This is a genomic window from Collinsella sp. SGI.241, from assembly GCF_050312955.1.
Taxonomy (GTDB): Bacteria; Actinomycetota; Coriobacteriia; order Coriobacteriales; family Coriobacteriaceae; genus Collinsella.
Genome location: NZ_JBNPKM010000003.1, coordinates 84,514 through 107,629, shown reverse-complemented (window position 1 = coordinate 107,629; position 23,116 = coordinate 84,514). Strand labels below are relative to the sequence as shown.

Below are 23,116 nucleotides of genomic sequence, written 5' to 3'. Positions count from 1 at the left end.
CAGTGCGTCCTATACCCAAGCTGGGCCGACCGCAAACAAAGGGTTTGATGTTATTGCATTGCGTAGGGCGAAAGCATGGCACGTTGCGAGCAGCTCGCAAACCAAACCGACACGAGAGCAAACATAAATCCGTTGGCAAAACCGTTGGCAAACTGCATCGCGCCGCGCTTCCACCACAGCAGGCTGCGGTGAAGCACGCCGTCCGAGAGCACCATGAACAAGCCCATGGCAAACGGAACAAAGCACATCATGGCAAAGGCCGAGAACACGCCCGAGATGGCCGACAGCACCAAAAAAGGCGCCACGATGCCCATCAGGTAAAAACCGGTACGAGCCTTGCCCTCCAGGCGTTCGGCCTCGACATGGGCGCGCCCGACCAAATCGCCGCCCGAGGCACCGTTGGTGCCGGCGTGACCCATGCCGTCAATATGGACCTCGTCGCCATCATGCGTGCCGGCGGGAAACTCAATCGTCTGCTCGGAGGTCACACGGGTCCGCCCGCTGCCACCGCAATAGGGGCAGGGGTCGGCGACGACCTTACCGGAACCGCCGCACTCGGGGCAGACCGACTGGAACGTTCCGGCACCAAACAGGAAGGACAGGTCGACGTCGATGTGGCCGCGACCGCCGCAGCTCGGACAGGTATGTGCATGCTCGGACGAGACAGAGCCCGAGCCTCCGCAATGACCACAGGTATCGAAGCGCGTATAGCGGACGGTCTTGCGGGCACCGCCCTTGGCCTCCTTGGCGTCGAGCTTAATATCGACCACCACGTTGGCGCCGTTCTCGGGATTATAGGCAGCCTGGCTGCGACGCTGCTGGCCCCAGGCGCCACCAAAGGGAAAGCCGCCCTCAAAGGGATTGCCATAGCCTGCGCTGCCGGCGTAGCCGCCGCCATAGGGCGAAGCAGAAGGAGCGCCGGCGAAGGGATTGCCCGAGCGCATGGCATCATAGCGCGCACGCTTCTGCTCGTCCGAAAGCACGGCATAGGCCTCGGAAACCTCTTTAAACTTTTCCTCGGCATCCGGCTCTTTGTTGACGTCCGGATGGAGCTTGCGGGCCTTTTGCTGAAAGGCCTTCTGGATATCACGCGAGGTGGCGTCCTTGGAGACACCCAAGATCTCGTAGTAATCTTTTTCGTTCATCGTCGCCATGCGCGGCAACCTCCTGCTCACAGCAGCGTATATATTGCGGTAATTCTACCCGAGCGGCCTAAGCTAGACCCCAAAACAGCTCGAACAGCATATTTCCATCGAGCCAGCCCAAGTGGGTGGGCGCTAAACGGGCGCGGGCGCGACCTGCTACAACATCTTTTGAGGTGATGCGCCCCGCATGCCCCTCGACATTATCGGGTACCCAGGTGGCAAGGCCCAACTCGAGCGCACGGTCGCAGGACGCCGCCAGCTCGTCTGCAGGAATCACGCTTGCCGAGCGAACCAACAGGTCGGGCCCAATGCCACGCGTCATGCGGCAGGCGAGCATCAAATCCTCCGCCGCCGCCTCGCGCTGCGAGAGATACTCGGCATCAAACGTCGTCGCGGCATCGTCGCGTTGCACCAGACGCACGCGATACGCATCGCCGCGAGCGGGCACGTCGGGATAAAGCCCGGCCAAGCGATCGAAATCCTCGGCGTCGAGCATGCCCGCGGCAGAGCGACCCAGGCCCAGATAGCCCCGTCCGGTCCAATAGGCGATGTTATGCGAGCACTCATGTCCGTCGAGTGCATAGCTTGCCACCTCATACGGGTGATAGCCGGCCGCACCAAGACGCTCGCGCGCCGCTTCCATGCACGCAGCCTGAAAATCCTCGTCGGGCTCGAGCGACTCGTCGTAACACGCCATGCGGTAGAGCGGCGTGCCTTCCTCGAGCGTGAGCGGGTACACCGACACATGATGCGGCGCCGCTGTCAACATGCCATCGAGCGTGCGCTTCCAACTCGCTGCGGTCTGCCCGGGAAGGCCGCACATAAGGTCGCACGACACATCGAGTCCAGCGTCCTTAACCGTCGTGATGGCAGCGAGCGCCCGATCGGCATCGTGAATACGGCCGATGGCGGTAAGTTCGGCATTATCGAGCGTTTGCACACCCAGAGAGACACGTGTGACACCAACCTTGGTAAGCGCAGCGGCAAGCTCGGCGGTCAGCGACTCAGGATTAGCTTCGCAGGTAAACTCAACGGGCTTGCACCACATGCAAATACGCCGGGCAAGCTCCACCAGACGCTCTCCCGCCAGCGACGGTGTGCCGCCGCCAACATAGACGGTGCGGACTTGCGCAAGCGCCCCGGTGTCTCCAAAGGCATCTAGGCGCGTATACAGCTGCTCAAAATAGGCATCGAGCGCAGCGCTCAGGTCGCACGGAGCAAAGCTGCGTGAGTCAAAGTCGCAGTACCGACACTTTTGAGCGCAAAACGGCACATGCACGTACAGCGCGGTAACGGCCACCGTTAGGCCTCCAGCGGATGAGCGGGCACCGACTCGCCAGCGGCAAGTGCGGCCTCGCAGGCCACCACATCGTGCTCGATATCATCGACCAATGCCATGAACTCCTCATATGTGGAGCAACGCACCACCTGGGCACGCCAGGCGGCAGCATGGGGCATGCCCTTTAGATACCAGCTTGCATACGTACGGGCACGAGACATGAGCGGCAGAAGCTCATGCGTCAGCGTGAGATGCTCGCGCAGGGCGTCCAGGCGCTCGACAGAGCTGCGCACCGGCACCTGTACGCCATTGAGCGCAAGGGCGCGAGCATCACCAAAGACCCAGGGATTACCGTAGATACCGCGTGCGATAAACACCGCGCTGGCACCCGAGTTGCGCAGATGCTCCGCGGCATCCTCGGCCGAGAACACGTCGCCCGAACCGATAACGGGAATCTCGACGGCATCGGCCACCTCATCGACGACCGACCAATCGGCCTGACCCGTATAGAGCTGCGTGGCACAGCGACCATGCACCGCCACAGCAGCGGCGCCCGCCCCCTCGAGCATCTGGGCAAACGTCGCGGCATTGCGATCTTCGGCGTAAAAGCCTTTGCGGATCTTAACGGTCACGGGCACGTGCGCCGCGCCCACCGCCGCCTCGACGATCTTTTCGGCCAGCTCGGGCGTGCGCATGAGCGCCGAGCCCTCGCCTTTGGTGACGACCTTGCGAGCCGGGCAGGCCATGTTGATATCGATCAGCGACAGGCGATCGCCCACACGCTCCTCGACGGCAGCGACGGCACTCGCAAATTGATCGGGCTTGGAGCCAAAGAGCTGTACGCAGATCTGCCGCTCCTCGTCTGCCGGCAGCACCAGGCGCCACGTCTTATTGCTGGCATAGGCAAGGCCCGCCACGCTCACCATCTCGCTATAGGCAAGATTGGCGCCGCGGCGTCGGCACATGATGCGATAGGCGGGATCGGTCACGCCGGCCATGGGAGCCATAAGGAACGGCTGCTCGGCATAGGCACCCAGCAGCCGCGTACTGTATTCAGAAAGCGCCATGGAACTACTCGTCCACCTTGAGGATCGCCATAAAGGCCTCTTGCGGGACCTCGACCGAACCGATGGCCTTCATGCGCTTCTTGCCCTCTTTCTGCTTCTCGAGCAGCTTGCGCTTACGCGAGATATCGCCGCCATAGCACTTGGCCAAAACGTCCTTGCGGCGCGCCTTGACGGTCGAGCGGGCAATGATCTTGTTGCCGATGGCACCCTGAATGGGCACCTCGAACAGCTGGCGCGGAATAATTTCCTTAAGCTTGTCGCACAACCCGCGGGCCAGGCCATAGGCCTTGTCCTTGTGCACGATAAACGAAAGCGCGTCCACCTCGTCGCCCGAAAGCAGGATATCGAGCTTGACGAGCTCGGAGGGACGATACTCGTTGAACTCATAGTCGAGCGACGCATAGCCCTTGGTGCGGCTCTTGAGCTGGTCAAAGAAGTCCAGGATGAGTTCGGCGAGCGGCATGTCGAAGCGCATCTCGACCGATTTGCTCGTGAGGTGGATCATGTCGGTCGTAATGCCGCGGTGCTCGATAGCGAGCTGCATGACGGCTCCCGTATACTCGGGCGGGCAGATAATCTTGGCCTTGAGGTAGGGCTCCTCAATGCGCTCGATGCGCGTAGCCTCGGGCAGATCCTGCGGGCTGCGGACATCAATCATCGCGCCGTCGGTCTTGTAGACGTGGTAGTCCACCGAAGGGCTCGTGGCGATGAGGTCCAGGTTGAACTCGCGCTCCAGACGCTCCTTGACGACCTCCATATGCAGCAGGCCCAAGAAGCCAACGCGGAAGCCAAAGCCGAGCGCCACCGAGGTCTCGGGCTCCCACACCAACGACGGGTCGTTGACATGCAGCTTATCGAGAGCGTCACGCAGGTTCTCGTAATCCTTGTTGTCGATCGGGAACAAGCCCGTATAGACCATGGGCTTGGCCTCACGGTAACCGGGAAGCGGCTCAGGGCAGGGATTCGACGCCCACGTGAGGGTATCGCCCACGCGAACGGCCTCAGGGTCCTTCAGGCCCGTGACCACGTAGCCCACCTCACCGACCGTCAGCGCGTCGACCGGAGTCTCGGCGGGACGCTTGACGCCCACGCCATCGACCAAAAAGTCGCCCTCGGCCTGCATCATGCGCAGGGTATCGCCCTTCTTGATGGAGCCGTCAAAGACGCGGACCGTGGCGACGACACCGCGGTACTCGTCAAAATACGAATCCAGGATGAGCGCCTTGAGCGGCGCCGTCGCATCGCCCTTGGGCGGTGAGATCAAAAAGACGATGGACTCCAGCAGATCATGGATGCCCTCGCCGGTCTTGCCCGATACGCATACGGCATCGTCGGCAGGAATCGCAAGGTCATCCTCGATCTCGGTCTTAACCTCGTCGGGGTGTGCCGACGGCAAGTCGATCTTGTTGATAGCGGGCACGATATCCAGGTTGGCGTTCATGGCGAGCGTCGCGTTGGAGACGGTCTGCGCCTCGACGCCCTGCGTGGCGTCGACGACGAGCACTGCACCCTCGCAAGCGGCAAGCGAACGCGAGACCTCGTAGGTGAAGTCCACGTGGCCCGGCGTATCGATCAGGTTGAACTGATACGTCTCGCCATCGTCGGCGTCATAGGAAACGCGAACGGCATTGGACTTGATCGTGATGCCGCGCTCGCGCTCGATATCCATGGTGTCGAGCAGCTGCGATTCCATGTCGCGCTCGTCGACGGTATGGGTGAGCTCGAGGATGCGATCACTGATCGTGGACTTGCCATGGTCGATGTGCGCAACGATCGAGAAGTTGCGGATGTGGGAAATGTCAATTGAAGTATTCATGCGGACTATCTTACCCGAGCGGTACAAAAAATGGAGCCTGTTCCATAAAACAGGCTCCATTTATGCGCGTAATCTGTGTGGTGTGAAATTTACAACTTAGGCGTTGATGCTGTTCACGAGCTTGGCAAGACCGGACTTGCGGTTGGAAGCCTGGTTCTTGTGGATAACATGCTTGGCGGCAGCCATGTCGAGGCGCTTGGTGACGGTCTTGAGGGCAGCCTGGGCCTTCTCGGCGTCGCCCTCGGCGACGGCGGACTGGACATGCTTGGTCAGCGTCTTGAGCTCGGACTTGACAGCCTTGTTACGCATGCGAGCTGCCTCATTGGTGCGGATACGCTTCTTCTGAGACTTGATGTTTGCCACTTCTGGAGTTCCTTTCGAGTTCCTTGCAAAAAATGTATGACACCTCTGAGACACGGTGAGGTCATGCAAGCGCCTACTATAGCACGCTCCCCCTCAAAGGGATAGAACGAATTTGTCAAATAGACAGGTATCATCACGATTTTCTCAAGATGTTCGTAATCCAGAGCAAAAGCGCGTTCTGAGAATCGGCCGAACCCTTAAGAGCGAGCTCAACATCGACCGCGCCCTCGAGCGCCGCGACGAGCTCCGCCATCGAAAAGCGGCGTGCCCAGGTCAGGTGATTCTTAACCTGCCAGGGTTGAAGCTTGAGCGTCGCGGCAAGCTCGCGACCCTGCCCACGCGCATCGAGCGCCTTGGCGACGATAAGCTCGCGAATGCGTCCGCACAGCAGCGTGTAGGTCCACACATAGCTCTTGGCGGGTAGCAGCCCAAAGAGCTCAAGCGAGCGGCGCATATCACGAGCCGAGACCGCGTTAAGAAAATCCCAGGGCTGAACTTCGGCCGTGCGCACGATCCAGCGTTCCACATCGGCAAGCTCAATTTGCGGCGCATCGACCATCTGGGCAAGCTTGGCCAAGTCGTTATCGAGCATGCGAGTGTTTTCACCCGAACGCGAGACGAGTTCCTCGGCGGCCGCCGTCGAGATCGACTTGCCGTGCTGCGTCGCCATCTGCTGCACGCGGCGCGGTAGCTCCCAGCGCTTGGTGCCGGAGCAATCGATCACGGCCTTCTTGTCGATCTTGGCGATCGCCTTATACAGGCGCGTGTTCTTGGCAAGCGAGTCGGCGATGATGAGACAGACCGTTGTGGGGCTTGGACTCGCTAAATACTCGACAAGCGGCTCCGAGACCGCCTTGGCGAGCTTTGAGCAGCCGTCAAGGATTACCAAGCGAAACTCGCTGCCCATGGGAAAAGTGTTGAGCGATCCGATAATGGACTCGATATCGGGGTCCTTGGTCATGTCGCGCTCGTCGAGGTTGAACGCGACCATACCCGACTTTTCCAGACGTGCTTTCATACGCGAGACGGCGTGGTCGCGCTTGACTCCGTCGGTACCGACGATCAGATATGCCGGCAGCAGACCGGTTTCAGACATCGCGCTCCCCTCCCGCAGGCTCTCCTGTTCGTACCGTGCCATTCTATCCCACGGGTTGGTCCCGCGCCAACGGCAGCATCACGGTCGCTGACATCGCATGGCAAAACCGGCCACAGTCGGCGAGACGGTAATGTCGCCTCTCTCGATAGTGCATGCGAACGCGCCGCCCGCATCGCTAACGGCATCGATGCAGGCATCGGATGGATGGCCGTAGCGGTTGCCCTCGCCCGCGCTCGCAATAGAGAGCTCGGGCTTAAGGGTTTCCAGCAGGTCTGTATCGACAGAAACTTTTGAGCCGTGATGCCCCAGCTTGAGCACATCGATATCACCCACCTCCTGTACAAACTCGCACTCCTGATCGAGCTCGGCATCACCAGTGAGGAGCATACGCAGGCTTTTGCCTTCCTGAGCATAGGAGAGCAGCAAGACAAGCGAGTCCTCATTGCCCTCACCGTCAACCGTATCAAACGGCCACATCACACGAGCCCGAAATGCGCCGATATCGACTGTGTCTCCGCGAGCCACCTGCCGATACGTGACGCCTGGGCGATTCAGAACCTCAGCAGGCGCACTGCCCAGCGCATCCGCCGCAACCGCAATGGTTCCCACCGAAAACCGATCGAGTACGTCGGGAAGACCGCCCCAATGGTCTTCATCCCAATGTGTCACGAAGACGGCGTCGATATGGTGGACGTTATTGCGAACCAACGCCGACACCACGCGCGCGTCGAGCCCACAGTCGACGAGCGCCACGGCGCCACCCTGACGAACCAGAATCGCATCGGCCTGGCCAACATCAAGGACTGTCACCGAAGGCGGCGCACATCGATCCCAATAGACATACGGAACGCCCGCCGCAAGCATCAAACACAGCAGCCCCACCGCCATGGGCCGCGCACTGGGGCGTGGCCACAAGACCAAGAGGACCACCAGCGAAAAAGGCACCACGTATACCAAGGGCGTATCGGGCGGCACGCTTACGGATGCGCCCGGAACGGCAGCAAAGAGCTGCTCAAAGAACAGGGCACAGCGAGCGATAGCCATGGGCACCACAAGCGCCCCGTGACGCAAGAGCGGCACAAGCGAGCAAGGCACCAGCACAACCGAAGATGCGAGCAGCACGCTTATCACCGGACCGATCACGGCATTTGCAAGCGGGGCAATGAGCGAAAACATCCCAAATGCGGGAATGGTTACGGGAAGTGTCGCGATCTGCGAGCACAGCGTGACGGACAAAATACTGGCAACCCCCGATGGCACGCCCAGCTCGCCCAAGGCGTAGGTAGCGTAGGGGCAAAAACAAAGGATGGCAAAAACACTGGCGCACGATAGCTGAAAACCCATCTCGAACAATACTGTCGGCCGCAGCAACATAAAGATTGTCATGGTCAAAAATAGAGCCGAAAGGCCATGCCGACGACGTCCGGCGCCGTTGACGACAAGCGTCACCGCCACCATACAGCACGCGCGCACGGCCGAGGGCGAAGCGCCCGTAAAGACGGCATAGGCAGCGAGGGCCAGCACCAACAGCCCTCTCTGCAGCCCACGAGAGAGGCGAGTCTTTTGCAGGGCGCTCTCAATCACAAACCCAACGATGGCAAGATGGCTGCCCGAGACGGCGATAAGATGTGCGGTGCCCGTTACCGAAAACAAATCGCCCGCCGGCTGAGCACGCAGCTCGGAGGAGCGTCCGCAGACAACGCCGGCAATGAGCGAGCGCGCCGGATCGGTCTCGGGCGCGATAGTGGCAAGGAGCTCGTTTCGCAGCCAAGGCAACAGCCCCGGAAAGCCCTCGTCAACCGATACCAACCGGATGACCTTAACTTTTCGAAGCTCGCCCCGAAGCACGCGTGAGCGCCCATACGCATCATTCTCAAAACGCGAAATTCGACCGACAGCATGCACATGAGAACCGGCACCGAGCTCACGATCACACGACAGCCGTATCTCGCCCAAGCGCTTTCCACCCGCATATGAATCACAGGTATAGGAGTACGTCCCGTCATTGATGGATGGATCACCCTGTACAACAAACTCGAGACTGCTCGCAGCTCGATTATCCAGTGCCCCCGAAGCACGCAGCGCCCCTATCGCCCAACCCGCGGACACGACCGCTCCCGCCAGGAGGCCGAAGGCCGCGGCATACAGCCATCGCCTCCACCGCACAAGACGCATACAAAACCGAGCCAATACGATGCACGCGGCAGCCGCAACGGGAATGGCCATAAGCAATGTGACGGGCGCTGCCCGCTCTCCCAGCAGCAAATCGGCTGCCACATTAAGTACCAGGCCGCAGCTCGCACACAAACCAGAACAAAGGGCCATCGTCCACGGCATCAGGGGCCGCGGCGGCATCACATGCTCGCACTCGGACACACTCATACGCAGATGCAATCTTTAATTTTGGCGAGCTTTTTCTCACCGATCCCCGATACGCGCATGAGGTCATCGACCGAGGCAAAGGCCCCGTTTTGAGTCCGCTCATCGATAATCGACTGGGCCGTAGAAGGCCCGATGCCCGAAAGCGTCTGCAGTTCCGCCGCACTTGCCGTATTGATATTCACAAGCCCCGACGAAGACCCCGCACCAGCAGTCATGGCAGCACCGCTATCGACCCCGCCGACCGCCGCAGCCGCTTGTTGCTCCCCCACCATCGGAACATAGATCTTTTGACCATCTGTGATCTTGGACGCACGATTAAGCCCTGTCACATCCGCCTCAGCCGTAAGCCCTCCGGCGGCATCGATCGCTTGGGACACCCGCGCTCCGTCTTTGAGCCGGTACACGCCAGGCCTCGCAACGGCGCCATCAACATCGACGTACACCTCAGCAGCAGAAGAACTCTTGGCAGACGACTCATCGGCATCATCAGGTAACCCATCCCCGGCCCCGCGCACATCCGAGGCGCCCGCCTCATCACTACGCTCAAACGACACGCCGCTGGAGCGGCTACCAAAACTTGCCATCGCCAAGCCGCTCGCGGCGGCAATGACAATCAGAATCGCCACGACCATCGCCTTATGGCCGAGCAGCTTTTCTGCCCAGCGGTCCATCCGTTTAACCCGTTCGTGTTGCTCGCGTTGCGCCATAGCAAACACCTCCCAACACCATCGTGTCAGGAAACGAGCGCCGTAGCCTCCGCACGCCCGCACCGGTTATCGAAGTCAAACCAAAAGCTGACCAAAACCTTGCAGGATAGTGTCCATTTATTCAGATACACGTCGACAAATGAACCGTTTATCGCCTAATGCCCAGGTAGATTAAGACCGACGATGCAAATGCACCGCCGGTCTATACACAACATTATTCGTGATCTTGGTAAATCTCACGTGGAGCAAGCTGAGGATGTTTACGTTTTAAGGTCTTAGGGGCCTTGTACGTGTTGCTCTCGAAGTCGATGTACTCGGTCTGTTTGAGCAAGCGCTCAATCATCTCCTCGTGATCGAACAGCTCCCACGCCTCATGCACGGCATCGAGTTTTGCGTGCGTCTCGGGGCGGCGCGGCATAAAGAGCGTGCAGCAATCGGGAGCAGCCTCGGTCGAGATATCGAAGGTACCGATTTCCTCGGCACGCGCGATGATCTCCTGCTTGTCCGAACCGATCAGCGGGCGGAACACGGGGATCTTGACGGCCTCGTTGACGGCCATAATGTTCTCGAGCGTCTGGGAGGCAACCTGACCGAGCGATTCACCGGTCACGATAGCCTTGGCGCCCTCGATATGCGCAATGCGCTCGGCAACCGAATACATAATGCGGCGATACATGATCACACGCAGGTTGCTGGGGCAGGCCACGGAAATCTCACGTTGGCAATCGCCAAACGGCACCACGTACAGGCGTCCGATCTGGACGCCCGGCGCAAGCGCACGGATAATGTCCTGCACCAAATACTCGCTCGTATCGGGTGTCTGCGGACGACCGGAGAAATGCACCGGCACGCACACCGCGCCGCGACGCGCGAGCATCCAGGTCGCCACCGGAGAATCGATGCCCGACGACAGGAGCGTCACAACCTTGCCGGCGGAACCCACCGGCAGACCGCCCACGCCGCGCTCGGAGCGCGCATACACGTAAACGCTACCCTGGACCACCAGTACGTGCACCATCGCGTCGGGGTCGTGCATCTGGACCTTTTTATCGGGGAAGGCCTCGCACAGTACCTCGCCAACCTGACGATTGATATCAATCGAGGTGAGCTCGTAGTCGGTGTTAGAGCGTTTGGCATGCACCTTAAACGAATCGAAGGGACCAAACTCACGCAGCGCCTTCACGGCGGCGGCGCAGTACTCCTGCGGGTCGCGGTTGGTGTGATATGCCAGGGACACGCGGGCAACGCCGGGGACGGTGCGAATGACACGCGCCGCCTCGTCGGCCTGATGCTCGTTAAAGGTCACGAGGATATAACCGGAAATTCGAGACACGGCATTCACGGAAAAGGCGGCCAAGGCCGCCTTGATGTTATCCATGAGGATATGCTCAAAATGTGCGCGGTTCTTGCCCTTCAGTCCAACCTCGTGATAGTGGACCAGGCAGACGCGAGCTGCCATTTAGGCTTCAGCAACCTTGTGGCCGAGCGCCTTCTTGTAACGAGCCTCGTCGTAGGAGATATCGCCGTCGACAATCTCGTCCATAGCCATCGAGATGGTATCGGCGCCGGAGAGGCCAATGGTAATGTCATCGACATCCTGAACGGCAAGCACGCGGTTGTGCTGGCCGCGCAGCATGCTGTTAATATCGCAGGCGCGCTTGGAGGCAAGCGAGGCGAGCAGGAAGCGGTTGTGATCGGTCTTCTCCAGAAGATCGTCAATACAAGGCTTTACAACGGACACGGACCTCAGATCCTTTCATGCATATCGAGAACGCGAACGAGCTCATCGGTCGCGCGGTCGAGATCGTCATTCACCACGACGTCGTCGTAGCGGTCGGCAAGGGCAAGTTCATCGGCGGCGTTTGCCATGCGCAGCTCGATCGTCTCGGGCGTCTCGGTGCCGCGACCGACCAGGCGATCGCGTAACACCTCAAGCGAAGGCGGCTTGATAAAGATCAACACGGCCTCGGGGAAACGCTCCTTGACCTGCAGGGCACCCTGGACATCGATCTCCAGGATCAGAGACGAGCCAGAGGCGAGCTTGGATGCGACCTCGCTCACCAACGTGCCGTAGCAGTTACCGTGGACCTCGGCCCACTCAACAAACTCACCGTTTGCCACGCGGCGGTCGAACTCCTCGCGCGTCAGGAAAAAGTAGTTGACGCCGTCGACCTCACCTTTACGTGGCGCTCGCGTGGTAGCCGAAACCGTCAGGCCCAGGTTCGAGCGGCGCTCGCGCACACGACTGACGAGCGTGCCCTTGCCTGCACCTGACGGTCCAGAAATCACAAAGAGCTTTGAATCCTGAGCGCTCACTTATTTGGTCAGCTGCTCGAGGAGCTGCTCGCGCTGACGGACGCCGAGGCCCTGGACGCGACGGGTAGCGGAGATGCCGAGCTCCTCCATGATCTTGGCGGCCTTGGCCTTGCCATAACCGGGCAGAGACTCAATGAGGGTGGAAACCTTCATGCGGGAAGCGATGGGGTCATCGGAGTTGAGCACGGACTCAAGGGACTTCTCGCCCTTCTTGATCTGCTCGCGAAGCTCAGCGCGGGCGTGACGTGCGGCGGCAGCCTTCTCAAGAGCCTGCTTACGCTGCTCGTCGGTAAGCTGAGGGAGTGCCATTCGAACCTCCAAATAGTTGGGTTATATCTGATGCAATAATTGGCATTTTAGCACGTCAAACGCACTAAATGCCCAATCGACGGCTCCATAGGTTAGACGATACCTGCGAAAAGTGCAATATACGGAGGTCAAAGTTGAGCCCCTGACCTGTGATTCCACACAAAGGATGGGAAAGTTTTCGCAGGCGCAAGGGCTCATTTGTGCTAATAAGACCCAAAAGTGGTGACTTGAGGGAATCTTTTACGCGACGTTCTCGACCAGCTCGGCGACGATGGCGTCAAAGGCCGCAACCGGATCGTCGGAGCCGGTAATAGGACGGCCCACCACGATGTGGCTCGCACCGCGCTCGATAGCCTGGGAAGGTGTCGCCACACGGGATTGATCGCCCAGGGCGGCACCCACCGGACGCACACCCGGAGTCACGATCAGCGCGTCGGGGCCGAGCAGCTCACGCATGTCGTGAGCCTCCATCGGCGAGCACACGATACCGTCGATGCCGTTGGCCTGAGCGAGCTTTGCCAGGCGAGCGGCCTCCTCGGCCACGGGCGACTCGACGCCGATCTCCGCCAGCGCGTCCTGATTCATGCTCGTAAGTACGGTAATGGCGACGAGCTTGGCGCGGTCCTCGCGCGCCTCCTCGGCACCCTCGCGGCAGGCAGCGAGCATGGCGCCCGAACCCAAGCCGTGGACCGAGAGCAGGTCGGCACCGGCAAGCGAGGCCGAGCGAGCGGCACCGCGCACCTGATGCGGAATGTCATGGAACTTGAGGTCGAGGAAGACCTTAAAGCCCAAATCCTTGAACGTCTTGACGATCTCGGGACCCTCGGCGTAATAGAGCGTCATGCCCACCTTGAGCCAGGCGGCATGGCCCGAAAGCTCGTGGGCGAGCTCGAGTGCGCGCTCACGGTCGCAGTCGAGGGCGACGATAACACGGTCACGGGCATCGGTCTCTAGCATTCGAACGCACCTACCAGCTCGTTGATGTCCTTTACGCCCTGGGACTCCGCCCAGGCCTCGAGCTCGTGCGCGATCTTAAGCGAAGCACACGGGTCGACGAAGTTGGCCATGCCGACCGACACGCAGGTGGCGCCGGCCAGGATAAACTCGGCCGCATCCTCGCCGGTCATGACACCGCCGACACCGTTGATGGGGATATCGACGGCCTGGGCGACCTCCCAGACCATGCGCACGGCGATGTGGTGGCACAGCGGGCCCGAAAGGCCGCCCTTGGGCTTGGCCACACGGGACCTGCGGGTGTGCACGTCAATGGCCATGCCCTGGATGGAGTTGATGACGGAAAGGCCATCGGCGCCGGCAGCCTCGAGGGCGCGGGCGATCTCGGCGACGTTGACCGGAGCCATCTTAACGAACAGCGGCTTATCGGTCACCTTGCGGCAGGCAGCCATAACGGAAGAGGCACCCTCGGGCGTGGAGCCCATGGCGGCACCGCCGGCGGCAATGTTGGGGCAGCTCACGTTAATCTCATAGCCGGCAGCCCAGGGGCACAGCTCGACATACATCTCGAGCGCGCGCACGAACTCATCAACGGAGTGACCGGCAACCTGGCAGATGACCTGGCAACCGTCCTTGGAGAGCTGCTCGAGCCACGGACCGGACTCGCGGGCGAAAGCGGCCACACCGGGGTTTTGCAGGCCCACGGAATTGATCATGCCGCCGGGGATCTCGGCCATGCGGGGTGCGGGATTGCCGGGCCAGGGCTCGGCAGCGCAACCCTTGGTGGTGATGGCACCCAGCTGGGAGACATCAAAGAAGTTCTGAAACTGCCAACCGTAGCCAAAGGTACCGGCTGCGGTGTTGATGGGGTTCTGCATCTTGACGCCGCCGAAATCGACGGACATGTTCACGGTACCCACTAGAAGACCACCACCTTGGAAGCATCAAACACGGGGCCGCACATGCAGGCGCCCTTCATACCGTCGACCGTCTCGACATTGCAGGTGTTGCAGGCGCCAAAGCCGCAGCTCATCATGCGCTCGAGCGACACCTCGCAGTACGCGCCGGCCTCGGCGGCAGCGGCGGCGACTTTCTTCATCATAACGGCGGGACCACAGCTGGCGACGTAGTCGTAACCGCCCTTGCCGAGCAGCTCGGCGGCAGGATCGGTGCATAAGCCGTGCGTACCCAACGAGCCGTCGTCGGTGCACACGTTGACCGTGGCTCCCAGCGCGCGGAACTCATCGACGCCCACGACCTTGGACGCGGTGCCAAAACCCAGGCACACGTCAACGGCCACGCCCTGCTCGGCAAGCATGCCAGCGAGGCACAGAACGGGCGGAACACCGATGCCGCCCGCCACGAGCAGCGCCTTCCTGGTGCCCTCGGGTACCAGCCAGCCGCGGCCGCCAGGGCCCAACAGGTTGGACTTGGAGCCGGGGCCCATCTGCGACAGACGACGGGTGTCGTCGCCCACGACGGCGTACCACAGCTCGACGGTACCGGCCTCGGCGTCAGAGCGATAGAAGCTCAAGGGCACGCGAAGCAGCGAAGAGGCATCGCCGGGCACGGCGATGTTCACAAACTGACCGGGCTTGAGCGCACTTGCAAGCTTGGGGGCCGAAATAACGAGCGAGAAGATGCCGTCGGCGATCTCCTGGTTCGAGACGACCTCGAAGTCGTGCATGCGTGCAGTGGAAGGTGTGGGCATAGACGCTCCAATCCCCCATGCAGTTGCATGGACCAAACGAACAGAAAGCGCGGCACCGCAAGGGCACCGCGCGCAAAAGCGATAAGGCTATGCTAGCAGATGCAGCCGTCGGCAAGCGTCTGTTTACCGCCGACAAACACATCGGTGGCACGACCGGTGAGCGTGCGGCCGGCAAAACCGGAGTTCTCGGCGCGCGACTCGTAACCGTCCTCGCCGACCGTCCAGGTGACAGACGCGTCGAAGACGGTCAGGTCGGCAACAGAGCCCGCCTTGACCTGAACCTGATCAAGGCCCAGGATCTCACGCGGCTTAATAGCCATGAGCTCGACCATGCGGCCCATACCCATCTTGCCCGTGTTGACCAGCTCGGTGAGCACGAGCGACAGCGAGGTCTCGAGGCCGATCATGCCAAAGGGCGCGAGCTCGAACTCACGGGCTTTCTCCCACGGCGTGTGAGGAGCGTGATCGGTGACGATGACGTCGACGGTACCGTCGATGACACCCTGGCGGATGGCCTCGGCATCCTCGTCGGTACGCAGCGGCGGGTTAACCTTGAGCGAGGTGTTGTAGGTCTCGTCCAGGTCGTTCTCGGTCAGGAACATGTGATGCGGGGTGGCCTCGCAGGTAACCTGAACGCCAGCGGCCTTGCCGGCACGCACGAGCTCCAGGCCATGGGCGGTGGAGATGTGCTGGATGTGCAGCTTGGCACCGGTCAGTTTTGCGATCTCGATGTCGCGGGCGATCTGGAGCTCCTCGCCGGCAGCCGGCCAGCCCTCGAGGGCCAGACGAGTCGAAACCTTGCCCTCGTTGATCTGGCCGTGGCCGACCAGGTCCTCGTCCTGGCAATGGCTCATGAAGACCTTGCCGAACATCTTGCCGTAGTCCATGCAGCGACGGAGCATGCCCGCACCCTGCACGCCGCGACCGTCGTCGGTGAAGGCGACGGCGCCGTGGGCGACCATATCGCCCATCTCGGACATAGCCTCGCCCTTAAGACCGCGGGTCATGGCGCCAGAAGGATAGACGCGGCAGTGGCCGACCTCGGCAGCGCGGGACTTGACGAACTCAACAACGGTACCGTTATCGGTAACGGGGTCGGTGTTGGGCATGGCGCACACGCCAGTGAAGCCGCCCTTGGCAGCTGCGCGGGTGCCGCTCTCGATGTCCTCTTTAACCTCGTAGCCGGGCTCGCGCAGGTGGACGTGCATGTCCACCAGGCCAGGGACAAGGTACTTACCGGAAAGGTCGCGGACCTCGGCTCCCTCGGCGGCGAGGTTCTCGCCGACCTCGGCGATCTTGTCGCCGTCGATCAGGACGTCAACGACCCCGTCAAGCTCGACGGACGGATCGACGACGTGGGCATTCTTAAGAAGCAAGGCCATTATCGGCACCTCCAAGCAGCAGATACAGGATAGCCATACGCACGCAGATACCGGCGTAGACCTGCTCCAGGATGACGGAGCGTTGCGGGTGGTCGGCCATATAGGAGTCGAACTCGACGCCGCGGTTGATGGGACCCGGGTGGCAAATGATCGCGTCGGGCTTCATGAGCTTCTCACGGTCCTTGGTCAGGCCGAAGAGCTTGTGGTACTCGCGAATGGTCGGGAACGGGGCACCCTCGAGGCGCTCCTGCTGTACGCGCAGCATGTAGACGACGTCCAGCTCGGGCAGGACGGAATCGAGGTCGCTCGTCACGTGGTCGCAGCCCAGAACCTCGGGCGCCGGCGGCAGCAGCGTGCCGGGGGCGACGGCGTAGGTCTCGCAGCCCATGATCTTCAACGCGGGGATCAGCGAGCCGCAAACGCGGGAGTGGGCGATGTCGCCGACGACGGCGACTTTCAGACCGTGGAAGTCACCCTTGTGCTCCCAGATGGTGTACAGGTCGAGCAGAGCCTGCGTGGGGTGATTGTGCTTACCGTCACCGGCGCAGATAACACTCGCGGGCGAATTCTGCGTGACGATGTAGGGAGCACCGGCATGTTTGTCGCGCACGACGATGCAGTCGATCTTGTAGGCGTTGAGCGTCTCGACGGTATCGACGAGGCTCTCGCCCTTGACCGTGGAGGTCGAGGAGCCGCCAAAGTTGAGGCTGTCGGCCGAAAGACGCTTCTCGGCAAGCTCGAAGGAGCTGCGGGTACGCGTCGAGGGCTCATTGAACATATTGACGATGGTCTTGCCCTTGAGCGTGGGGACCTTCTTGATGGCACGCTCGTTGACCTCGGAGAACGCCTTGGCGGTCTCGAGGATGAGCTTGATGTCCTCTTCGGAGTACTCGGTAATGTCGATCAGGTGCTTATGATTGAACGCCACGGTACTACTCACCTCCCAGCGGCGCGGAGCCCACGTGGGAACCCGGCGCGACGTCGTTGATCTCGACAGCGGTACGGCCGTCGACTTCCTTCATATATAGGTGCACGTTCTCCTCGTGCGACGAGGGAACGTTCTTGCCGACAAAGTCCGGCGAGATAGGGAGCTCGCGGTGACCGCGGTCAACGAGAACTGCCAGCTCGATGCGGCTCGGACGGCCCAGGTCCATAACGGCGTCCAGAGCGGCGCGGATGGTGCGGCCCGTGTACAGGATGTCGTCCACCAAAACGACGCGCTTGCCGTCGACGCTGAAGGGAATGTTGGTAGCGTGGATCGCGGGAGCGAAGTTAGTCGCATAGTCATCGCGATAGAAGCTGATGTCCAGGCTGCCGAGCGGAACGTCAACACCCTCGATCTCCTTGATCGCCTCGGCAAGCTTCTTTGCCAGAAGGTCGCCGCGCGTGACGATGCCGACCAGAGCGAGGTCTTCACAGCCCTCGTTGCGCTCGAGAATCTCGTGCGCGATGCGGGTCATCGCTCGGTTGACGGCGGTCTCGTCCATGATGACCGCCTTGGGGGAAGTCGTGCCCATCGATCTCCTTCCTCACATGTCTTGACTGCTGATACAGTCAAAAAAATAGATGCCCGACCGCTCAAAGCGGACCAGACACCCACAGGAAGGACTGCTCTATGGCAGCAATATAAATCCATGTGGGTATCTCGTACCCCTTTAATGGTCAAGGGATAGTGTAGCCAACCCCGAGCTTAATTGCGAGCATTAATACGGAGCAATCCGCAAACGGACTCAACGCTCCATAAACCTATATATATTTGCGGGACAAGCTTGAAAACGTCGATGCGAGCTGGCATAATCCCCTCTGCTACACGCAAAACGGATCTACGTCCAGGGCCGTAGCGTGGGCACTATCGCCATAAGAGAAATATCTCTGTGTAGATTACGCACAGGGAGCTGCTTCTGTGCTATAGTTCAGGCTTGTTTGTTAACGCGACATGTTCGTTTGTCGCCCAAGGAGGGTCAGTTATGTCCAAAGTTTGCGAAGTTTGCGGTAAGCACCCCGTTGCCGGTCGCTCCATCAGCCACTCTCACCGCGTCACCAACCGTAAGTTCCGCCCCAACATCCAGCGCGTCTACGTCGTCGTCGATGGTCACCGTCGCAAGATGAACGTTTGCTCCACCTGCCTTAAGTCTGGCAAGGTTGCGCGCTCCTAAATAAGGTCTTACCAACAAGTACCTCGGACTCTCCGGGTCAAAGACCTCGCGTTCACATAGAACTTACCAAAGGCGTCCTCTCTTGTGGAGGGCGCCTTTTTGCACTCATTGGGGACAGACTTACATGGGTGTTTTCACTCATTGGGGACAGACATGATGCGTGTCTGCGGCGCCCCGACTAGCTCCGGCCCCTGCCTCACGCAGCTTCCTTCCAGCCTGCAGTGGCCTTGGTCACACTTGTAGCGCCGATACCGGTGATACGGGCAATTTGCTTGACCGTGAGATGTGCCTGCCGGAGCCTCAGCAGGCAGGCATCGCGTTCGGGGCGTGGCAGGGCCTTAAGCAGCGTAGGATCTATGCTCGGCAGGACTTCGCGCGCAACGGAAAGGGCCTCCTCATCGGGGATCCGACGGCGTGGAAGAACCTCCACCGACCAGACGCGCCCGGCAACTTCCTTGAGATGCTCGCAATAGCAACGGGAGCCTCCGACAATATCGAGCATAGGGGCCGCATCACAAATGTCAAAGGGATCGTAGCCCAGCTGATAGGCCTTGAAGCTTGACCATCGGTACGCCTCGAGTGAGTCGAGCGAACCTTTCACAGGATTGAGATGAATATAATCGAGCAGCTGCACCGCCATAACAGGTCCAGAACAGCGAAATGGCAAAACGATGTCTGTCCCAAATGAGTGAAAGCACTCATATAAGTCTGTCCCCAATGAGCAGGCCGATGCCAGGCTGATATTTTTAATTAAAACGCTTCAGTAGATTGAAGCGTTTTAGTGTGCCTTTTACGGGAATCTTACCGTTCGCCGAATAATTTCTTGCTATCATGCAACACGTAGGGTAAATCTCCGATCGCAAGGAGACACAAATGGTGAAAAAGTCACCGGAAAACACTACTCCCGCAATTGTGGACAACGTAGAGGCGCTTGAGGCTAAGCTCGCTCAGATGCGAGAGGCCCAGGCGCTTTTTGCTACGTACACGCAGGAGCAGGTCGACAAGATCTTCTACGAGGCCGCCATGGCCGCCAACAAGGCTCGTATCCCGCTGGCGAAGATGGCCATCGAGGAGACCGGTCGCGGCGTTCTTGAGGACAAGGTCATCAAGAACCACTACGCCGCAGAGTACATCTACAACGCTTACAAGAACACCAAGACCTGTGGTGTCATTGAGCGCGACGAGGCCTACGGCATCACCAAGATCGCTGAGCCCATCGGCATCGTGGGCGCCGTCATCCCGACGACCAACCCCACCTCCACCGCGATCTTCAAGACGCTGATCAGCCTGAAGACCCGCAACGCCATCATCATCTCCCCGCACCCGGCTGCCGCCAAGTGCACCATCGCCGCCGCCAAACTCGTGCTTGACGCCGCCGTCAAGGCCGGCGCCCCCGAGGGCATCATCGGCTGGGTCGATGTCCCCTCCATCGAGCTGACCAACATGGTCATGCGCGATGTCGACATCATCCTCGCCACCGGTGGCCCGGGCATGGTCAAGGCCGCCTACTCCTCGGGCAAGCCCGCCCTGGGCGTTGGCGCCGGTAACACCCCGGTCGTCATCGACGACACCGCCGACGTGCTGCTCGCCGTCAACTCCATCATCCACTCCAAGACCTTCGACAACGGCATGATCTGCGCCTCCGAGCAGTCCGTGACCGTCATCGACACCATCTATGACCAGGTTAAGGCCGAGTTCCAGAAGCGCGGCTGCTACTTCGTCAAGCAGGGTGCCGAGATGGAGGCCCTGCGCGGCGCCATGTTCAAGAACGGCGCTCTCGATCACCGCATCCCCGGCATGGCTGCCGCCAAGATCGCCGAGCTCGCCGGTATCGAGGTTCCCGCCAAGACCAAGATCCTGATCGCCGAGGTCACCTCCACCGACCCCGCCAAGGAGGAGTTCTCCCACGAGAAGCTCTCCCCTGTCCTGGCCATGTATCACGCCAAGGACTTCCAGGAGGCCGTCGACAAGGCCGAGCACCTGGTACTCGCCGGTGGCCCGGGCCACACCGCCTCTCTGTACGTGCATCCCGCCCAGGCCGATAAGATCAGCCTGTTCGAGCATGTCATGAAGGCCTGCCGTATCGTCATCAACACCCCGTCCTCGCACGGCGGCATCGGTGACCTGTACAACTTTGGCATGAAGCCGTCTCTGACCCTGGGCTGCGGCTCCTGGGGCGGCAACTCCGTCTCCGAGAACGTTGGGGTGAAGCACTTGATCAACGTTAAGACTGTGGCCGAGCGCCGTGAGAACATGCTGTGGTTCCGCGCTCCCGAGAAGGTCTACTTCAAGAAGGGTTCCACGCCCGTCGCTCTCGACGAGCTGGGCAGCGTCATGGGCAAGAAGCGCGCCTTTATCGTCACCGACCAGTTCCTCTTCAAGAATGGCAACACCCGCGCCATCGAGGCCAAGCTCGACGAGATGGGCATCGCCCACGACTGCTTCTACGACGTCGAGCCCGATCCGTCGCTGCAGTGCGCACGTCGCGGCGCCAAGCAGATGGCTCTCTTTGAGCCGGACGTCATCATCGCCGTCGGCGGTGGCTCCGCTATGGACGCCGGCAAGATCATGTGGATGATGTACGAGCACCCCGAGTGCAAGTTTGAGGACATGGCCATGGACTTCATGGACATCCGCAAGCGTATCTTCACCTTCCCCGAGATGGGCAAGAAGGCCTACTTCGTCGCCGTCCCGACCTCTTCGGGCACCGGTTCCGAGTGCACGCCGTTCGCCATCATCACCGACAAGGAGACCGGCATCAAGTGGCCGCTCGCCGACTACGCGCTGCTCCCCAACATGGCTATCGTTGACGCCGACAACTGCATGACCGCCCCGCGCGGCCTGACCGCCGCCTCCGGCATCGACGTCATGACCCACGCCATCGAGTCCTATGTCTCCATCATGGCCTCCGACTACACCAAGGGCCTCTCCGAGCGCGCTGCCAAGCTCGTCTTCGAGAACCTGCCCTCCAGCTTCGAAAACGGCGCCAAGGACCCGCATGCCCGCGAGGAGATGCACAACGCCTCCTGCATGGCCGGTATGGCCTTCGCCAACGCCTTCCTGGGCCTCAACCACTCCATGGCCCACAAGCTCGGTGCCTTCCATCACCTGCCCCACGGCATCGCCAACGCCATCATCCTGACTCGCGTCATGCGCTACAACGCCGCCGAGGCCCCCGTCAAGATGGGCACGTTCTCCCAGTATCCTTACCCCAACGCGCTGCACAACTACGCCGAGATGGCCAAGTACTGCGGCATCGAGGGCAAGGACGACAAGGAGGTCTTCGAGAACTTCATCACGAAGCTCGAGGAGCTCAAGGACTTCATCGGTGTCAAGAAGACCATCGCCGACTACGGTGTTGACGAGCAGTACTTCCTCGACACCCTCGACGAGATGACCGAGCAGGCATTCAACGACCAGTGCACCGGCGCTAACCCGCGCTACCCGCTCATGAGCGAGATCAAGGAGCTCTACCTGGACGCCTACTATGGCCGCGAGCCCCAGGACTACGCCGTCTGCTAGTTTTTAGCACGGTTATTTCGGCGGGGGTGAACGGGCGCACGCACGCCCCCGCCGCTTCTTCTATCGCATCGTTGAAAGGATGCAATCATGCTGCTCCCCGAATCCAAGACCGAGCTCGTCCGTCGCGGCAACAAAGTCGTTTACGACCTGGGCGACAAGATCGTCAAGGTCTTTAACGAGACCAAGCCCGTCTCCGACGTGTTCAACGAGGCTTTGAATCTTGCCCGCATCAATGAGTGCGGCATCCGCAGCCCCAAGGCTCTCGAGGTTTCTCAGCTCGAGAACGCCAACGGCTGGGCGCTCGTGACCGAGAAGGTTCCGGGCACCACCCTTGCCGAGAAGATGACTGCCGAGCCCCAGCGCTTTGGTGAGTACCTCGAGATGTTCGTCGACCTCCAGATCGAGATCCACGGCTACACCTCCCCGCTGCTCAACCGTCAGCGCGACAAGTTCGCCCGCATGATCGACAGCCTCGATCAGCTCAATGCCACCACGCGCTACAACCTTCAGGAGCGTCTGGACGGCATGACCAAGGAGTTCAAGGTCTGCCACGGTGACTTCAACCCCTCCAACGTCATCGTTGGCGACGACGGCCAGCTGTACGTCTGCGACTGGGCACACGCCACCCAGGGCTCTCCTGCTGCCGACGTTGCCACCACCTACCTGCTCTTTGCCCTCAACAGCAAGGACCAGGCCGAGGCCTACCTGGAGCTCTACTGCGATCGCGCCGACATGCCCATGCAGGTCGTGCGTCAGTGGACGAGCATCGTCGCCGCTTCCGAGCTCGCTCGTAAGCGCAACGTGAACGATGAGTTCCTGAAGAACTGGATCGACGTCGTCGATTATCAGTAATATCTGAGCGATTTATTTCGCATCGGAGGCACAAAGGAAAACCCCACAGCTCGCATGGG

The 23,116-nt window shown here is 60.7% G+C and carries 22 protein-coding genes; 3 read left to right on the top strand and 19 right to left on the bottom strand.

Annotated elements, in window-relative coordinates; all coding sequences use genetic code 11:
• Nucleotides 1-50: 50 nt before the first annotated feature.
• The 18 genes from ACQQ92_RS02320 to pyrR form a co-directional block, all read right to left on the bottom strand.
• Nucleotides 51-1,154 carry a DnaJ domain-containing protein gene (locus ACQQ92_RS02320; protein ID WP_427793467.1) on the bottom strand — a complete coding sequence of 368 codons (1,104 nt, stop codon included), beginning with the start codon at nucleotides 1,152-1,154 and terminating at the stop codon, nucleotides 51-53.
• 58 nt (nucleotides 1,155-1,212) lie between these two features.
• Entirely contained in the window at nucleotides 1,213-2,445 is a 1,233-nt protein-coding gene (gene hemW / locus ACQQ92_RS02315) for a radical SAM family heme chaperone HemW (protein ID WP_427726836.1), read from the bottom strand.
• A 2-nt stretch (nucleotides 2,446-2,447) separates the two neighbouring features.
• A complete protein-coding gene (gene dusB, locus ACQQ92_RS02310) occupies nucleotides 2,448-3,491 on the bottom strand; it encodes a tRNA dihydrouridine synthase DusB (RefSeq protein WP_427726838.1) in 1,044 nt (347 codons plus the stop codon).
• 4 nt (nucleotides 3,492-3,495) lie between these two features.
• Entirely contained in the window at nucleotides 3,496-5,307 is a 1,812-nt protein-coding gene (gene lepA, locus ACQQ92_RS02305; protein WP_427726840.1) for a translation elongation factor 4, read from the bottom strand.
• A 96-nt stretch (nucleotides 5,308-5,403) separates the two neighbouring features.
• Nucleotides 5,404-5,670 (bottom strand): 30S ribosomal protein S20, encoded by a 267-nt coding sequence (gene rpsT / locus ACQQ92_RS02300; RefSeq protein ID WP_022094714.1) that lies wholly within the window; start codon nucleotides 5,668-5,670, stop codon nucleotides 5,404-5,406.
• A 133-nt stretch (nucleotides 5,671-5,803) separates the two neighbouring features.
• A complete protein-coding gene (gene holA, locus ACQQ92_RS02295) occupies nucleotides 5,804-6,766 on the bottom strand; it encodes a DNA polymerase III subunit delta (RefSeq protein ID WP_427795675.1) in 963 nt (320 codons plus the stop codon).
• Nucleotides 6,767-6,844: 78 nt separating this feature from the next.
• On the bottom strand, nucleotides 6,845-9,148 hold the full coding sequence (locus tag ACQQ92_RS02290; protein ID WP_427795674.1) for a DNA internalization-related competence protein ComEC/Rec2: 2,304 nt from the start codon (nucleotides 9,146-9,148) through the stop codon (nucleotides 6,845-6,847).
• Nucleotides 9,145-9,855 carry a helix-hairpin-helix domain-containing protein gene (locus ACQQ92_RS02285; protein WP_427795673.1) on the bottom strand — a complete coding sequence of 237 codons (711 nt, stop codon included), beginning with the start codon at nucleotides 9,853-9,855 and terminating at the stop codon, nucleotides 9,145-9,147. Before ACQQ92_RS02285 ends, ACQQ92_RS02290 begins: the two co-directional genes overlap by 4 nt.
• A 214-nt stretch (nucleotides 9,856-10,069) precedes the next feature.
• Complete coding sequence (gene thiI / locus ACQQ92_RS02280; RefSeq protein WP_427726849.1) at nucleotides 10,070-11,314, bottom strand: tRNA uracil 4-sulfurtransferase ThiI; 1,245 nt, start codon at nucleotides 11,312-11,314, stop codon at nucleotides 10,070-10,072.
• On the bottom strand, nucleotides 11,315-11,596 hold the full coding sequence (locus ACQQ92_RS02275; RefSeq protein ID WP_370450597.1) for a DNA-directed RNA polymerase subunit omega: 282 nt from the start codon (nucleotides 11,594-11,596) through the stop codon (nucleotides 11,315-11,317).
• A gap of 5 nt (nucleotides 11,597-11,601) precedes the next feature.
• A complete protein-coding gene (gene gmk / locus ACQQ92_RS02270; protein ID WP_427794783.1) occupies nucleotides 11,602-12,171 on the bottom strand; it encodes a guanylate kinase in 570 nt (189 codons plus the stop codon).
• A complete protein-coding gene (gene mihF / locus ACQQ92_RS02265) occupies nucleotides 12,172-12,480 on the bottom strand; it encodes an integration host factor, actinobacterial type (protein ID WP_006236130.1) in 309 nt (102 codons plus the stop codon).
• Between the two features lie 240 nt (nucleotides 12,481-12,720).
• The gene (pyrF, locus tag ACQQ92_RS02260; RefSeq protein WP_427747926.1) at nucleotides 12,721-13,437 is read right to left on the bottom strand and encodes an orotidine-5'-phosphate decarboxylase; all 717 of its coding nucleotides are present in this window, start codon (nucleotides 13,435-13,437) and stop codon (nucleotides 12,721-12,723) included.
• A complete protein-coding gene (locus ACQQ92_RS02255) occupies nucleotides 13,431-14,339 on the bottom strand; it encodes a dihydroorotate dehydrogenase (RefSeq protein ID WP_154516266.1) in 909 nt (302 codons plus the stop codon). Before ACQQ92_RS02255 ends, pyrF begins: the two co-directional genes overlap by 7 nt.
• A 14-nt stretch (nucleotides 14,340-14,353) precedes the next feature.
• Nucleotides 14,354-15,121, bottom strand: coding sequence for a dihydroorotate dehydrogenase electron transfer subunit (locus tag ACQQ92_RS02250; RefSeq protein ID WP_154516544.1), 768 nt, complete (start codon nucleotides 15,119-15,121; stop codon nucleotides 14,354-14,356).
• Nucleotides 15,122-15,237: 116 nt separating this feature from the next.
• On the bottom strand, nucleotides 15,238-16,527 hold the full coding sequence (locus tag ACQQ92_RS02245; RefSeq protein ID WP_154516264.1) for a dihydroorotase: 1,290 nt from the start codon (nucleotides 16,525-16,527) through the stop codon (nucleotides 15,238-15,240).
• Nucleotides 16,511-17,455, bottom strand: coding sequence for an aspartate carbamoyltransferase catalytic subunit (locus ACQQ92_RS02240; RefSeq protein WP_035138537.1), 945 nt, complete (start codon nucleotides 17,453-17,455; stop codon nucleotides 16,511-16,513). The genes ACQQ92_RS02245 and ACQQ92_RS02240 overlap by 17 nt, the downstream gene beginning before the upstream one ends.
• Nucleotides 17,456-17,459: 4 nt before the next feature.
• The gene (pyrR, locus tag ACQQ92_RS02235) at nucleotides 17,460-18,044 is read right to left on the bottom strand and encodes a bifunctional pyr operon transcriptional regulator/uracil phosphoribosyltransferase PyrR (RefSeq protein ID WP_138374176.1); all 585 of its coding nucleotides are present in this window, start codon (nucleotides 18,042-18,044) and stop codon (nucleotides 17,460-17,462) included.
• A gap of 450 nt (nucleotides 18,045-18,494) precedes the next feature.
• On the opposite strand from pyrR, the gene rpmB reads away from it, so the two are divergent.
• Entirely contained in the window at nucleotides 18,495-18,683 is a 189-nt protein-coding gene (rpmB, locus tag ACQQ92_RS02230) for a 50S ribosomal protein L28 (RefSeq protein WP_022094725.1), read from the top strand.
• Between the two features lie 196 nt (nucleotides 18,684-18,879).
• On the opposite strand, the gene ACQQ92_RS02225 is transcribed toward rpmB, so the two are convergent.
• Nucleotides 18,880-19,323 (bottom strand): hypothetical protein, encoded by a 444-nt coding sequence (locus ACQQ92_RS02225; protein WP_427795672.1) that lies wholly within the window; start codon nucleotides 19,321-19,323, stop codon nucleotides 18,880-18,882.
• Nucleotides 19,324-19,556: 233 nt separating this feature from the next.
• Here ACQQ92_RS02225 and adhE point away from each other — a divergent pair, with 233 nt between their 5' ends.
• Both adhE and ACQQ92_RS02215 read left to right on the top strand, forming a co-directional pair.
• Complete coding sequence (gene adhE, locus ACQQ92_RS02220; RefSeq protein ID WP_427795671.1) at nucleotides 19,557-22,205, top strand: bifunctional acetaldehyde-CoA/alcohol dehydrogenase; 2,649 nt, start codon at nucleotides 19,557-19,559, stop codon at nucleotides 22,203-22,205.
• Between the two features lie 87 nt (nucleotides 22,206-22,292).
• Nucleotides 22,293-23,057: an aminoglycoside phosphotransferase family protein gene (locus tag ACQQ92_RS02215; protein ID WP_154516259.1), complete on the top strand. Its 765-nt coding sequence runs from the start codon at nucleotides 22,293-22,295 to the stop codon at nucleotides 23,055-23,057.
• The last annotated feature ends 59 nt before the right edge of the window (nucleotides 23,058-23,116 follow it).